Source organism: Rhizobium sp. FKL33, from assembly GCF_005222915.1.
Classification (GTDB): domain Bacteria; phylum Pseudomonadota; class Alphaproteobacteria; order Rhizobiales; family Rhizobiaceae; genus Rhizobium_E.
The window spans coordinates 65,218-79,423 of record NZ_STFX01000024.1 but is presented as its reverse complement, the minus strand read 5'-3'; the positions used below and the strand labels follow the sequence as shown (position 1 = coordinate 79,423).

Genomic DNA, 14,206 nt, shown 5'->3' with positions numbered 1-14,206 from the left:
GCGATGAAATTCACCAAGCTGCGCATCACCGGCTTCAAATCCTTCGTCGAGCCTTCGGAGTTTCTCATCGAGCCGGGGCTCACCGGCGTTGTCGGGCCCAATGGCTGCGGCAAGTCCAATCTGGTGGAATCTCTCCGCTGGGTGATGGGCGAGAACTCCTATAAGAACATGCGCGCTTCGGGCATGGACGACGTGATCTTCTCGGGGTCCGGCCAGCGCCCAGCGCGCAACTCCGCCGAAGTCGGCCTGTTCATCGACAATACAGATCGCACCGCGCCGGCCGCCTTCAACGACGCCGACGAATTGCAGGTCAGCCGCCGCATCGAGCGCGAACAGGGCTCGGTCTACCGCATCAACGGCAAGGAAGCCCGCGCCCGCGACGTGCAGCTTTTGTTCGCCGACGCCTCGACCGGCGCGCGTTCACCCGCCATGGTCGGCCAGGGCCGTATCGGCGAACTCATCCAGGCGAAACCCCAGGCGCGCCGGCAATTGCTCGAAGAGGCGGCCGGCATTTCCGGCCTGCATTCGCGCCGCCACGAGGCCGAACTCAGGCTCAAGGCCGCCGAGACCAATCTCGAACGGCTGGAGGATGTGACCGCCCAGCTGACCAGCCAGATCGAAAGCCTCAAGCGCCAGGCGCGCCAGGCCAATCGCTTCAAGCAGCTCTCGGCCTCGATCCGCGCCGAAGAGGCCAAGCTCCTGCATATCCGCTGGGCCGAAGCCAAGGCGGCGGAGGCCGAGGCCGATAGCCAGCTCAACCAGACCACCAATCTGGTCGCCGAACGCGCGCAGGCGCAGATGGAAGCGGCCAAGACCCATGCGATCGAAGGTCTGCGCATGCCGGAACTGCGTGAGGCCGAAGCGCAGGCGGCGGCGGCGCTGCAGCGTCTCACCATCGCCCGCAGCCAGCTCGACGAGGATTTCCGCCGGCTCGACCAGCGCCGGCAGGAGCTCGAACGCCGCATCGCCCAGCTTTCCGCAGACATCGCCCGCGAAAAGCAGATGATCGCCGGCAATGCCGAAATCCTCGGTCGTCTCGACGAGGAAGAAGAAGAGTTGCGGGCTCATGCCGAGGACGCTGCGATCCGCGCCCAGGAGCTGAAAGAGCAGTTGGCGGAAGCTGCGGAAAACGTCGCCGACGCCGAGCGGCGCATGCAGGCGCTGACCGCCGAACGCGCCGAGGCCGCCGCCGGCCGCCAGCAGACCGAGCGATTCCTCGCCGATATCGCCCAGCGCCGTCTGAGGCTCGAACGTCAGGCGGCGGACGCCCGACGCGATCTCGAAACCATCGAAGCCAAACTCGCCGCACTCCCCGATCCCGATGAAAAGCGCGAGGCGCTCGAGGCGGCGGAAATCGCCCATGAGGATGGCGAGCAGGCGGCTGTGACGGCTGAGAAACGTCTCGCCGACGCGCGTCTGCAGGAAAGCGCCAGCCGCCGGCCGCTCGAAGAGGCGCGCTCGGCGCTGCAAATGCTGGAGACCGAGGCGCGCACCATCCGCAAGATGCTGGCCGCCGGCGGCGAAAGCGCCGCCACGCCAGTGTCCGAACTGATCGAAGCCGCCTCGGGCTGGGAAACTGCGCTGGGTGCAGCCCTCGGCGACGATCTCGATTCCCCGCTCGATGCGGCAGCGGCCAAATACTGGCGGCTCAATCCCGGCCAGGGCGATCCAATACTTCCCCCCGGCGTCGAGCCCTTGTCGCGGCATGTCACTGCGCCGGCGGAACTCGCCCGTCGCCTCGCCCAGATCGGCGTCGTGTCCGATGCCGATGGCCCCAGGCTGATGCCGTCGCTCGCCGCCGGCCAGCGGCTGGTCTCGCGCTCGGGCGCGCTCTGGCGCTGGGACGGGCATGTGACGGAAGCCGGCGCGCCGAGTGCGGCGGCGCTGCGCCTGACCCAGAAGAACCGGCTCGCTGCCATCGAGAACGAAATCGAGGAAGCCCGCTTCCGGCTGGACGATTGCGAGGCGGCGCATGAGGCGGCGCGCGAGGCTTTGCAAACGGCCGAAACACGCCTGCAGCAGGCCCGCGACATGGCTCGCCTTCTCGCCCGTAAGCTGACCGAGGCCCGGGATGCGCTGATGGCGGCGGAAAAGGCCAGCGCCGATCTCGCCCGCCTCCGCGATCTCGGCGCCGAACAGATCGCCGGCTACGAGACCCAGATCGAGGATCTCGCCGTCCAGGAGGAAGAGGCGCGACTGACGCTCGCCGAAACGCCTGACCTTTCCGCGCTCGATCTCGCGCTCCGCGAACAGACCGCCCTCGTTGCCGAACATCGCGCCCGGCTCGCGGAGGCCCGCGCCGCCCATGACGGCGAAGCCCGCGACAACGAGGCCCGCGCCCGCCGTCTGACTGCCATATCAGGCGAGCGCCGCCTGTGGCGCGACCGCGAACAGAGCGCCGCCGCCCAGATCGAGACGCTGGAGACGCGCGAAGAGGAGGCGCGGATCGAGCTCGAGGATCTCTTGCAGGCGCCCGAGGAATTCGAGGATCGCCGGCGGGCGCTGCTCAGCGAATTGCAGAAGGCCGAAGGCGCGCGCAAGGCCGCCGCCGATCAGCTTCAGGCGCAGGAAAACCGCGAACGCGACGCCGACCGCGCCGCAAGCCAGGCGCTCGCGGCCCTCGCCGAAGCGCGCGAAAAGCGCGGCCGCGCCGAGGAACGACTGCTGTCGACCCGCGAGATGCGGATCGCGCAGGAGACCCGCATCCGCGAAACGCTGAACGTCGCCCCGCATGAGGTCTTCCGGCTGACCGGGCTTGCGAGCGGCGACAAGCTGCCCGAGATCCGCGGCATCGAAATCGAGGTCGAGCGGCTGAAGATGGAGCGCGAGCGGCTGGGCGCCGTCAATCTGCGCGCCGAGGAAGAACAGGCCGAACTGACCGAAAAGCTCACCAACCTGATCCGCGAACGCGACGACGTCATCGACGCCATCCGCAAATTGCGCTCGGCGATCCAGAACCTCAATCGCGAGGGCCGCGACCGGCTGATGGTGGCCTTCGACGCGGTCAATCAGCAGTTCAAGCGGCTCTTCACCCATCTCTTCAATGGCGGCGAGGCGGAATTGCAGCTGATCGAAAGCGACGATCCGCTCGAAGCCGGCCTCGAAATCCTGGCGCGACCGCCGGGCAAGAAGCCGCAGACCATGACGCTTCTGTCGGGCGGCGAACAGGCTCTGACGGCGATGGCGCTGATCTTCGCGGTCTTCCTCACCAATCCGGCGCCGATCTGCGTGCTGGACGAAGTCGACGCGCCCCTCGACGACCACAATGTCGAGCGCTATTGCAACCTGCTCGACGAGATGACCAAGACCACCAAGACCCGCTTCCTGGTCATCACCCACAATCCCATCACCATGGCCCGCATGAACCGCCTCTACGGCGTCACCATGGCCGAACAGGGCGTCAGCCAGTTGGTCAGCGTCGACTTGCAGACGGCCGAACGGCTGGTGGATGTGGCGTGAGCCGAAACCTGACGCTTTTGCGGGTGACGGCGTGCACGGCCCCTCATCCGGCTGTCGCCATCTTCTCCCCGCGCCTGCGGGGCAAAGAATGATGGAGCGTCGTCCGTGCCGCATCCGCCTTCTCCCCGCCTGCGGAGAGAAGGTCCCGTCAGGGGGATGAGGGGCGACACCGCTATCCCCCGTCGCAAAGCCGCGTCACCGCATGCTGCGTTGCAGCAGCAATCTCCTCCGCCCCCATTTCCAAAGCGGTTCGAATGAGATAGCTATCACCATAACAAGATTGTGAATTCCGCCGGGAGGGGTCGGAATGACCAGATGGGTCTATGCGTTTGGCGGCGGCCGTGCCGATGGCCGCGCCGACATGGTGGAGAAACTCGGCGGCAAGGGCGCCAATCTCGCGGAGATGAGCGCCATCGGCCTGCCTGTGCCGCCGGGGCTGACGATCGTGTCGGAAGCCTGCGCCTTTTACTATTCCAACGGACGCGCTTTTCCTGATGGCCTCAAGGCCGCAGTGGTCGAAGGCTTGCAGGTCGTCGAGCGACTGACGGACCGTAAGTTCGCCGCCGCCAAGCGCCCGCTCTTGCTCGCCGTGCGTTCCGGCAGCCGCGTCTCCATGCCGGGCATGATGGACACCGTGCTCAATCTCGGCCTCAATGATGAAACCGTCGAGGCGCTGGCCGAGGACTCCGGCGATCCGCGCTTCGCCTGGGACAGCTATCGCCGCTTCATCGAAATGTATGGCGGCGTCGTCCTGGGGCTGGGGCACGACATTTTCGAAGAGATCCTCGAAGACGAAAAGGCCCGGCTCGGCCGCGCGCTCGACACCGACGTCACGGCCCCGGAATGGCGCGGCGTGGTCGCCCGCTACAAGGAGATGATGGACGAGGAACTCGGCGAAAGCTTTCCGGAAGATCCGATGGCCCAGCTCTGGGGCGCGATCGGCGCGATCTTTTCGAGCTGGATGAATCCGCGCGCCATCACCTACCGGCTGATGCACAATATTCCTTCCGATTGGGGCACGGCCGTCAATATCCAGGCCATGGTGTTCGGCAATCTCGGCAATTCCTCGGCCACCGGCGTCGCCTTCACCCGCAATCCTTCCACCGGCGAGAACGCGCTGTATGGCGAATTCCTGGTCAATGCCCAGGGAGAGGATGTGGTGGCGGGCATCCGCACGCCGCAATCGATCACCGAAAAATCCCGCATCGACACCGGCTCGGAAAAGCCGTCGCTCGAAAAGCTGATGCCGGAGGCCTATCGCGACTTCGTCTCGGTCTGCCACCGGCTGGAAGCGCATTACCGCGACATGCTCGATCTCGAATTCACCATCGAGCGCGGCAAATTGTGGATGCTGCAGGTCCGCTCGGGCAAGCGCACGGCCAAGGCCGCGCTGAAGATCGCCGTCGATATGGTGGAGGAGGGGCTGATCTCCGCCGAAGACGCGGTCGACCGCATCGATCCCGCCAGCCTCGATCAGCTTCTCCATCCGACCATCGATCCTGCCGCTCGCCGCGACGTCATCGGCTCGGGCCTGCCGGCCTCGCCGGGCGCGGCCTCCGGCGAAATCGTCTTCACCTCCGAAGGCGCGGTCGCCGCCGAGAAGGAAGGCCGCAAGGTCATCCTGGTGCGCACCGAAACCAGCCCCGAGGATATTCACGGCATGCATGCCGCCCAGGGCATTCTCACCACCCGCGGCGGCATGACCAGCCATGCGGCGGTGGTGGCGCGCGGCATGGGCCTGCCCTGCGTCTGCGGCGTTGGTTCGTTGCGTGTCGATATGCGCAATCGCGAGCTGATCGCGCCCGGCGTCAAGCTCCGCGAAGGCGATATCATCTCCATCGACGGCTCCTCGGGCCATGTGCTCAAGGGCTATCAGCCCATGCTGCAGCCGGAACTCTCCGGCGATTTCGAGCGCATCATGGCATGGGCCGATCGTATCAGGCGTATGCGGGTGCGCACCAACGCGGAGACGCCCGCCGACGCCCGGGCTGCCCGCGCCTTCGGCGCCGAAGGCATCGGTCTCTGCCGCACCGAGCACATGTTCTTCGAAGGCGACCGCATCGCCGCCATGCGCGAAATGATCATCGCCGAGACGGTCGACAAGCGCCGCGCCGCGCTCAACAAGCTTCTGCCGATGCAGAAGGCCGATTTCGTCGAGCTGTTCGAGATCATGCATGGTCTGCCGGTCACCATCCGCCTGCTCGATCCGCCACTGCATGAATTCCTGCCGAAAAGCGAGGAGGAGATCGACGAAGTCGCAGCCACGCTCGGCATGGAGCCGATCCATTTCCGCGAGCGCATCGAGGCGCTGCACGAATTCAATCCCATGCTCGGCCATCGCGGCTGCCGGCTGCACATCTCGCATCCGGAAATCGTCGAAATGCAGGCCCGCGCCATTTTCGAGGCCGCCGTCGAGGCCGCCCGTAAGACCGGCGAAGCCGTCGAGCCCGAGATCATGGTCCCCGTGGTGGGGCTGAAATCGGAGCTCGATTACGTCAAGGCCCGCATCGACGAGGTGGCCCGCTCGGTGATCGCCGAAAGCGGCCTCAAAATCGCCTATCTCGTCGGCACGATGATCGAATTGCCGCGCGCTGCACTCCGCGCCCATGTCATCGCGGAGGTGGCGGAGTTCTTCTCCTACGGCACCAACGACCTGACCCAGACCACCTTCGGCATGTCGCGCGACGACGCCTCTTCCTTTTTGCCGACCTATATGCAGAAGGGCATCATCGAGCGCGACCCCTTCGTCAATCTGGATTTCGACGGCGTCGGCGAACTGATCCAGATCGCCGCCGAACGCGGCCGCCGCACCCGACCGGGCCTGAAACTCGGCATCTGCGGCGAACATGGCGGCGACCCCGTCTCGATCAATTTCTGCGAGCAATGGGGCCTGGACTACGTCTCCTGCTCCCCCTTCCGCGTGCCGATCGCCAAGCTTGCGGCGGCGCAGGCGACGATCAGGAACGGGAAGAAGCGGTAGGCGCGACTGAAATTTGAGGCTACACTGCAAGCTCACGACAGGATGACTGCACTCCTGCGAAAGATCCGCGCCATCCTCCTGGAAAGAGGCATGCTGTGAACACTTTGAGCTACAAGGAATATCAGGCCTCGGTCGAATTCGACGACGGGACGCTGTTCGTCAAGATCCTGCATCTTGACGACCTCCTGATCGGCGAATGCGACGCCGCCAGCGATGCGCCGAAAGTGTTCGATGATCTGGTGGAAGCCTATCTGGCCGATTGCGCCAAGGCTGGCCGCGAGCCGTCCAAGCCCTTCAAGGGAAGTTTCAATGTCCGCATACCGCCGGAGCTTCATCGAAAGGCGGCGATGCGAGCGGCTGAGAACGGTCTGTCCTTGAACGGATGGATTCAGACGGCGGTGGAGGAGAAGATTGAAAAACCGACTGCCGATGTCAGCGCGGTGGCATAAACTCAGATCCGGCGTCGCGTGCGCTCCTCGCCGAAGGTAGGCCGCGCGAAACGTCACGAGTGCAGATTCTCCAGCGCGCGCCATTCCGTCGGGATCGCTCTCGATCAGCACACGGCTGACGTGTTAAGCGACGTCTTGGGCGTCCGGCGTTCCCAGCCGATGATTCAGAAAATCTCCGACCCGCCCGCATTTTTCCGGAAAATTAACCGCTTTAACCTCAAAGTGTTAGCGTGACGCGTTAACGCTTGTGACGGTCGTTGCGCGCTCGGGATGACGCCGGGCGGTGTGTGATGGATGCGAAGGGCGTCTACCCTCGGCATCCCCTGGAGTCGCCTGATGTCGTCGCATTGCTGATTTTCTGATCCGCCCCATACGCCAAATCCCTTTTTCATTATCCCTTGCCGGCCCGAAGTTCGTCTGACGTCCGGCGTTTCCCCTGGTAGATTTCATGACCCTGTTCCATTCCCTGCGCAGCCGCCTGCTCATTCTCACGGCGGTCGGCTTCACCGTCGGTCTCGTCGCGGTCACGTTGACTGGTTCCGCGTTGATGGCGGCGTCGAGCCGGGCCGACGCGGCCGCCGCCGCGCAGGGCTTGTTGCGGGAATACGCCAACGCCATTCGAGGCGACATCATCCGCGCTGCAGGGCTGGCCAAACAATTGGCGACCACGGCGCAAGCGCTCGCCGCGTCCAAGACGAAGAGCCGCGACGATCTCGGCGGCGTGGTGACGGGCCTGGTGAACGACAATCCCGATCTCCTCGGCATCACGCTCGTGTTCGAGCCCGATGCGCTGGACGGTCGCGACGCGGATTTCGTCGGCCACCCCTATGCGGAAGCCAATAGCGGCCGCTTCGCCACCTATGTCTATCGCGACGACAAGCATGACATCGCCGTCGAAAAGCTTGACATGACCGATCCGGCGGCCCAGGTCTGGTATGTCGGCCCGCGTGACGCCGCCCGCACGCTGCTGACCCCGTCCTACAGCGACAATGTCGGCGGGGTCGACACGTTGCTGACCACTGTCGCCACTCCGATCAAGCGCGACGGCAAAGTCATCGGCGCGACCGGCGTCGATTTCGCGCTCGCCCATATTTCCTCGATGATCGGCGCGCTGAAGCCCTTCGAAACAGGCGCGGTGTCGCTGATCGATGGCAGCGGCCAGTGGCTCGCCAATCCCGACAAAGCGCTTCTGGGCAAGAAGGCCGACGATCCCTCCGTGGTCCAGTTGGGCGAGGTCGCCCGGCGGAACGGCCTCGCCGAACGCGTGCTCGACAATGGCCTTTATCAGGCCGCCATCCCCGTGGTGTTTCCGGGCGTCAAGGAAACCTGGCTTCTCGTTCTCTCCGCGCCGGAAAGCGCCATGGTGGAAGGGGCTACCTCGGCCCGCAATCAGATGCTGCTGATCGCCTTCGGCATTCTGGCGGTCGCGCTGGTCGCCGCCTTCGTCGCCGCGACCCGGTTCGTGCGGCCCATCGAACAGATCACCGCCGTCATGCGCCGCCTCGCCGACAGCGATTTCGCCATCACCGTTCCCTTCGTGGGCAGACGCGACGAGATCGGCGGCATGGCGCGCTCGGTCGAAGTTTTCCGCAAGGCCGCCATCCGCAATCGCGACCTCGAAGAGGACGCTGCGGCGAGCCGCGAACGCGCCGAGAGGGAGCGGCTCGACCTCCAGCGCCTCGCCGAAGCGCAGGCGGAGGAGCGGCTGAACCAGGCGACGGCGGCGCTCGGCCACGGTTTGCGACGCCTGTCGTCGGGCGACATGCTCTGCGAGATCGCCACGCCGTTTTCGTCGCAGCTCGAACCCCTGCGGCAGGATTTCAACAGTTCGGTCCGGCAGTTGCGCGGCGTGCTCGCGAATGTCGCAACGTCTGTCGGCATCGTCACCCGCGGCGCGCGCGAAGTGTCGGCTGCGTCCGACGATCTCGCCCGTCGCACCGAACAGCAGGCCGCCTCGCTCGAAGAAACCGCAGCCGCGCTCGAAGAGATCACCGCCAATGTCAAATCCACGGCCGAGCGCACCGGCGAGGCTCGCGGCACCGTGCATGGCGCGCGCGCCAAGGCCGATCAGTCCTGCAAGGTCGTCGACGACACGATCCGCGCCATGGAGCGCATCGAAAACTCCTCGCAGCAGATCGGCCAGATCATCGACGTGATCGGCGACATCTCCTTCCAGACCAATCTGCTGGCGCTGAACGCCGGCGTCGAGGCGGCGCGGGCGGGCGATGCCGGCAAGGGCTTCGCCGTCGTCGCCCAGGAAGTGCGCGGCCTCGCCCAGCGTTCATCGGAAGCCGCGCGCGAAATCCGCGCGCTCGTCGCGCAGTCGGCGTCTGCGGTCGAGGAAGGCGTCAAGCTGGTGGGCGACACCGGCGGCTGCCTGGCAGAAATCGCCGATCTCGTCATCTCCGCCAATGGCCATATGGAAGCGATCGCGGTTGCGTCGCGGGAACAGTCGACCGGCGTGTCGGAAGTCAATGAGGCGGTCAATCACATGGATCAGGGCACGCAGCAGAACGCCGCCATGGTCGAGCAGATGCGTGAGGCGGGCACGGCGCTTGCGCTCGAAAGCGCCCGTCTGAGCGAACTTCTCGCCCATTTCCAGGTGGAAGAGGGCGCCGCAGCCGCAAGACTGGCGGCCTGAGCGGAGCCGAATGGCAGGGCGTTATCCTCGCGGACGCGCCACCCAGATGCCGGCGAGGATGATCGCGCCGCCCACCGCTTGCAGCGGCGAGACCGGCTCGCCCTGCAACAGCCAGGCGAAGCCCGCCGCCACCACGGCTTCGAGCAGGATCACCAGCGAGGAAAACACGGTCGGCAGACGCCCCAGCGCCACCGATAGCAATCCCTGGCCGCCGGCATGGCTCACAAAGGCGAGCGCCAACAGCACGCCCCAGCCGAAGCCGGTCTTCGGAAGAATGTCGCCTTCGATAACAAGCGCCGCGGCGAGCAGCACCACGATGGTGACGATGCTCATCTCGAACGTCACCCGCGCCGCGCCGGACCCTTTGCGGGCCGCGCCGACGGCGAGGAAATAGAGGCCGAAAAACACGCCGGTGCCGATGCCCAGCGCATCGCCCAGCATATGGGCGGGATTGATCGACAGGCTCTGATAGACCAGCGCCCCGCCGCCGAACAGGCAGAGCGCCAGCCCGATCAGCGTCGTCTTCTCCGCCCGGTGGCGGAACAGCAGCCAGCCGAAGATCACCACCCAGAGCGGCGCCATCGTGGCGAAGAAGGTGGCGTTGGCGATGGTGGTCTTCATGATGGCGAGATGCCACATCAGGAGATCGCCGGCGAAAGCCAGGCCCGACAGCAGGATCGGCAGCGACCAGCTCTTGCCTTTGCCGCCCGGAGCGCTTCTTTCCTCGGCCTTCATCCAGGCATAGAGCACCGGCAGCGCCAGGAAGACGCGCCAGAAGGCGCTGGCGAGCGGCCCGACATCGGCAAAGCGCACCAGGCTCGGCGAAATGCTCATGGCGAGCGCCGCGGCGATCATGGCGGTGAGGCCGATGGAAAAATCCGCGCGGCGGCGGTTGGGATCAGCGGAAATCGAGGTCATCGGGCATCGCTTCTGGCGCGAGAGGGCGGGAATGGCCAGCCTCTATCGCGACGCAGCCCGGGGCGCAAGCGCGGATCAGTCGGCGAATTTCTCCAGAACGCCGACGAAACTCTCAGCGAAGCTCTTGAGATGCGCGAGTTCGCTGTCGGGCGGCGCGACGCGGGCGTCCATGGCGTCGTCGGAGAGAAAGACGAAGGCGAGCTTGGCCTCGTAGGAGCCGGCATAGCGGATGCGCACCGCAGCCACGCGGCCCTTGCCGCCGGGCTTGCCCGCATGCGGCAGATCGAACAGGAATTCCCCATCGAGCGGCAAGAGCGCCGCCTTGACCGCGTCTGCGAACACCGGATGGCTTTCGAGCAGGAGGTCGACGGTCAGCGAGAGTTCGGTGAATTCGATCGGTTCGGGCGTCCGCGAGCTCGGACCATTGATCGACAAGGGCGCCGGCAGGGCGGCCTGGGAAGAGGTTTGCATGATGATCTCCTGTTCGTCGTCCCCGCCATTCGCCACACTCCCGGCAAAGCTGGGCGGATTTGAGGCGGCGCCCCGCCAGAACATGGGGAGCGCTTGGGCGTCGCCATTGCTCCGTTGCGTGAAACGGCCTATGTCGGAGGTCTGAAATGTCGGCTTGCACATTGCTGTCGAGGAGCCCGAATGCCGGTCCGGTATGAACGCCCTGTTTCCCAATCGGCCTATTCGTCTCGCCGTCTCGCCCTCTATTCCCTGCTGTTTTTCGTCGTCGCGTCGGTGCTGCACCGGTTCGGCAGTTTCGAGACGCCGCTGTTTCTGGCCGTTGCCGCTGTCGCCGCCGCCGTCACAGTGGTGGCGACGCTGATGGCCTGTGTCGGCCTCTCCATGCTCTGGCGCTATGGCGCGCGGGGCGGGGCGGCCTCGGCCCAGGCCATTCTCGTGTCGCTGCCCATCTTGGGCGCAACCGGCTGGATGGCGCGGGACTATCTGGAAACGCCGCCGATCTATGACGTCGCCACCGATCTGGCGCGGCCGCCGCAATGGCTGGAAGAAAGCAAGGTCGATCAATCCTGGCTCGGGCCGCGCCTGCCGCCGGGCGAAGCGGACCGGCTGCTGCAGCAGGCGGCCTATCCGGGCCTCACCGGCCGGCGCTACGAGGGCGGCCTCGACCGCGTCTATGCCGCCGCCCGGCAGGTGGCGCTCGATATGGGCGTCCGGATCACCGCCGAAAGAGGCGGGCCGAGCGACGACCTCCGGGCCTTGCCCTCGGGCCAGACCAGCGGGCCCGCCGCCGACGCTCCCGATGTCGTGCCCGTGCCGGAGCCTCGGCCCGACATCGAGGCCTTCCTCGCCGCCGCCCAGCCGCAGGACGCCTTCATCCAGGGCGCCCATCGCACCCTCGTGTTCGGCTTCCGCCAGGACATCGTCATCCGACTGCATGAGGAAGAAGAGACGACGCTGGTCGATGTCCGCGTCGCCGCCCGTTACGGCCGCCACGATCTCGGCGGCGGCGCCGCGCTGATCGCCGCCTATCTCAAGGCGCTCGACGCCGCGCTGCTCGGCCTCGCCGGCGGCTGACGCGCACGTGTCAGAGCGCGTTGAGAAGCGCGAATTCCTTGCCGGCCGAACGCAGTTCCGGCTTCAGTTCCGCGGGACGTTCGAGCAGACCGTTCATTACTGCGTAGAACTCCGTCGGCGACCTCGCGCCGCCGATATCGTCCGCCACATAGAGCCCGTCGCCGCTCAACCCGGTGAAGATGTCACCCTTGAGCGGCGGCTGGAACTCCGGCTGGAAGGCGGAGGCGAAGGCGCCGCCGCGCCAGCGCGAAAACACCTTGCGCAATTCCGTCGAAATCGTCTCGAAATCCGCCTTGTCGGTAAAGCCCCGGCAATAGGCGGCTGAGGCGCGGGCGAAATTGGCCTCCCAGCCCGGCTCCATCGCCACGCCATGCGTATGGACAAGCCACATCTGCACCTGGCCCACCGCCGCCGGCAGGCCGAGCGTGGTGGGAAAGGGAAAGTCGGCGAGCCAGGGGTCGCGGTCGGTCTCGCGACCGGTCTCGCGGTCGAAGCGGTCATGCGCCTCGCGCAGCCGTTTGAGATCGTAGAGCGCCGCCGAATTGGCCTCGGGACAGGCGCCGAAAGTGGAGAAGGGCCGCGTGCAATAGACAAAGGCCTCGCCTTCGGCCGCCGTTTTCAGCGCCGCGTCGTAATCGACGATCGGATGGCCGAACCAGACGTCGCCGAACCGTTTGCGGATGCGCCGCAGCAGCCGCCGCGACAGCGCCGCGTGATAGATCGAAAAGCCGCTGACGATGGTGGCCGAAGCGTCGGCCCAGCCAAAGGCGCGCCGACGCACGAACCAGGCGGGCATGTCGTGAAACGTCGCCTTGACCGGCAGCCGCACATTGCGCCGCGGCGTCTCCGCCGTCCGCCAGCCGTAATGCAGATTGCTCCAGGCGAAGGCGTCCAGTCCCGGCTTCAGGGCCTCGGCGAGCCTCAAAGCCTCGACGAGTTCGGGGTCGATCTGGTCGTCGTCGCCGATGACGCTGACCCAGTCGCCCGAAGCGGCATCCACTGCCCGCTCCCAGTTTTCCTGCATGGAGAGCACGCGCGGCTGCGAGGGCAGAAAGGTCACGCGCGGATCGGGCCTTGCCGCCAGAAACCCCGCCATCTCGCCGGCGTCGTCGGAATTGTCGGCGAACACGAAGTGCACATCGGCGCGCGGAGAGGCGAGGAGCGAAGCGATCAACTCCTTGAAATAGCGCTGCCGGTTCCGCGAGGGAACGCAGATGGACAAATAGGGCGTGGGCAAGCCTGGCTCCGGATCCGGTCTTCCGCCCGGGTCTAGCCCGCAGGCCTTTCCCGAGCCTTGATGCCGTCAGGCGGGGCGATAGGCGCCCCTCAACAGCGGCGGCCCATCGGTGACGACGGCGCCCTTTTCGACGAGATCCTCGATATGGGCGAGCACCGACAGCGCCGCCGCCCCATGCAGGCGCGGATCGGTGTCGCGATAGATCGCCGTCACCATGTCGGGGATCAGCCGGTCGCCGGCGCGAATGCGCTCCAGCACCGCCCGTTCGCGCATGCGCCGGTGGGTGCGAAGGCCGCGGCAGAAGGCGAGGGGATCGCGCACGGGCCCGCCATGGCCGGGCAGATAGATCCGGTCGTCGCGCATGAGCAGCCGGTCGAGCGAGGCCATGTAATCGGCCATGGCCCCATCCGGCGGCGCGACGATGGAGGTCGCCCAGGCCATCACGTGATCGCCGGAGAAAAGGACGCCTTCATTCTCCAGCGCAAACGCCATGTGGTTGGCGGTATGCCCCGGCGTCAGGACGCCGCTGAGCCGCCATCCGTCGCCCTCGATCGTCTCGCCATCACCGAGCGCGATGTCGGGCGCGAAATCCACGTCCGAGCTTTCGGCGAACGGATTGGTCTCGCCGTCATGCAGCGGCCGCGCCGGCCGATGCGGTCCTTCCGCCACGATCAGCGCCCCGGTCGCCTCTTTCAGCCGCCGGGCGAGAGGCGAATGATCGCGATGCGTATGCGTGCACAGGATATGGCTGACCTCGCGGCCCCGGAGCGCCGTCATCAAGGCCTGAAAATGCGCTTCGTTCTCCGGGCCGGGATCCACGACCGCCACCGACCTGTCGCCGACGATATAGCTGTTGGTGCCATGGAAGGTGAAGGGCGAGGGATTGTTGACCGTCACCCGCTCGACGCCGGGCGCGACAGCCACGGCTTCGCCGTGGCGCGGCTCGAAAGCGCGGTCGAATTCCGCCGTGTCCATCG

9 protein-coding genes are annotated in these 14,206 nt (G+C 66.3%); 5 read left to right on the top strand and 4 right to left on the bottom strand.

Features of this window, described 5'->3' with window-relative positions:
• Window positions 1-3: 3 nt before the first annotated feature.
• The 4 genes from E8Q41_RS15605 to E8Q41_RS15590 all read left to right on the top strand — a co-directional run bounded on the left by E8Q41_RS15605 (window position 4) and on the right by E8Q41_RS15590 (window position 9,529).
• Window positions 4-3,459 (top strand): chromosome segregation SMC family protein, encoded by a 3,456-nt coding sequence (locus tag E8Q41_RS15605; RefSeq protein WP_137156476.1) that lies wholly within the window; start codon window positions 4-6, stop codon window positions 3,457-3,459.
• A 307-nt stretch (window positions 3,460-3,766) separates the two neighbouring features.
• Window positions 3,767-6,439, top strand: coding sequence for a pyruvate, phosphate dikinase (ppdK, locus tag E8Q41_RS15600; protein WP_137156475.1), 2,673 nt, complete (start codon window positions 3,767-3,769; stop codon window positions 6,437-6,439).
• Window positions 6,440-6,534: 95 nt separating this feature from the next.
• Window positions 6,535-6,888, top strand: coding sequence for a type II toxin-antitoxin system HicB family antitoxin (locus E8Q41_RS15595; protein WP_137156474.1), 354 nt, complete (start codon window positions 6,535-6,537; stop codon window positions 6,886-6,888).
• Between the two features lie 448 nt (window positions 6,889-7,336).
• Window positions 7,337-9,529, top strand: coding sequence for a methyl-accepting chemotaxis protein (locus E8Q41_RS15590; protein WP_246660208.1), 2,193 nt, complete (start codon window positions 7,337-7,339; stop codon window positions 9,527-9,529).
• Between the two features lie 21 nt (window positions 9,530-9,550).
• Here the strand turns inward: E8Q41_RS15590 and E8Q41_RS15585 are convergent, their stop codons facing one another.
• Both E8Q41_RS15585 and E8Q41_RS15580 read right to left on the bottom strand, forming a co-directional pair.
• Window positions 9,551-10,447, bottom strand: a complete 897-nt coding sequence (locus E8Q41_RS15585) for a DMT family transporter (RefSeq protein WP_137156473.1) — start codon at window positions 10,445-10,447, stop codon at window positions 9,551-9,553.
• Window positions 10,448-10,522: 75 nt separating this feature from the next.
• On the bottom strand, window positions 10,523-10,918 hold the full coding sequence (locus E8Q41_RS15580; RefSeq protein WP_137156472.1) for a hypothetical protein: 396 nt from the start codon (window positions 10,916-10,918) through the stop codon (window positions 10,523-10,525).
• Window positions 10,919-11,098: 180 nt separating this feature from the next.
• Between E8Q41_RS15580 and E8Q41_RS15575 the strand changes: the two genes are divergently transcribed.
• Window positions 11,099-11,992 (top strand): DUF1499 domain-containing protein, encoded by an 894-nt coding sequence (locus E8Q41_RS15575; RefSeq protein WP_137156471.1) that lies wholly within the window; start codon window positions 11,099-11,101, stop codon window positions 11,990-11,992.
• A 10-nt stretch (window positions 11,993-12,002) separates the two neighbouring features.
• Here E8Q41_RS15575 and E8Q41_RS15570 read toward each other — a convergent pair whose 3' ends face one another.
• Both E8Q41_RS15570 and E8Q41_RS15565 read right to left on the bottom strand, forming a co-directional pair.
• The gene (locus E8Q41_RS15570; protein ID WP_137156470.1) at window positions 12,003-13,229 is read right to left on the bottom strand and encodes a glycosyltransferase family 2 protein; all 1,227 of its coding nucleotides are present in this window, start codon (window positions 13,227-13,229) and stop codon (window positions 12,003-12,005) included.
• Between the two features lie 66 nt (window positions 13,230-13,295).
• Entirely contained in the window at window positions 13,296-14,204 is a 909-nt protein-coding gene (locus E8Q41_RS15565; RefSeq protein ID WP_137156642.1) for an MBL fold metallo-hydrolase, read from the bottom strand.
• Window positions 14,205-14,206: the final 2 nt, after the last annotated feature.

Coding starts and splice junctions, on each gene's coding strand:
- E8Q41_RS15605 (WP_137156476.1), top strand. CDS start 4: ATGAAATTCACCAAGCTGCGCATCACCGGCTTCAAATCCTTCGTCGAG.
- E8Q41_RS15575 (WP_137156471.1), top strand. CDS start 11,099: ATGCCGGTCCGGTATGAACGCCCTGTTTCCCAATCGGCCTATTCGTCT.
- E8Q41_RS15580 (WP_137156472.1), bottom strand. CDS start 10,918: ATGCAAACCTCTTCCCAGGCCGCCCTGCCGGCGCCCTTGTCGATCAAT.
- E8Q41_RS15590 (WP_246660208.1), top strand. CDS start 7,337: ATGACCCTGTTCCATTCCCTGCGCAGCCGCCTGCTCATTCTCACGGCG.
- E8Q41_RS15585 (WP_137156473.1), bottom strand. CDS start 10,447: ATGACCTCGATTTCCGCTGATCCCAACCGCCGCCGCGCGGATTTTTCC.
- ppdK (WP_137156475.1), top strand. CDS start 3,767: ATGACCAGATGGGTCTATGCGTTTGGCGGCGGCCGTGCCGATGGCCGC.
- E8Q41_RS15565 (WP_137156642.1), bottom strand. CDS start 14,204: ATGGACACGGCGGAATTCGACCGCGCTTTCGAGCCGCGCCACGGCGAA.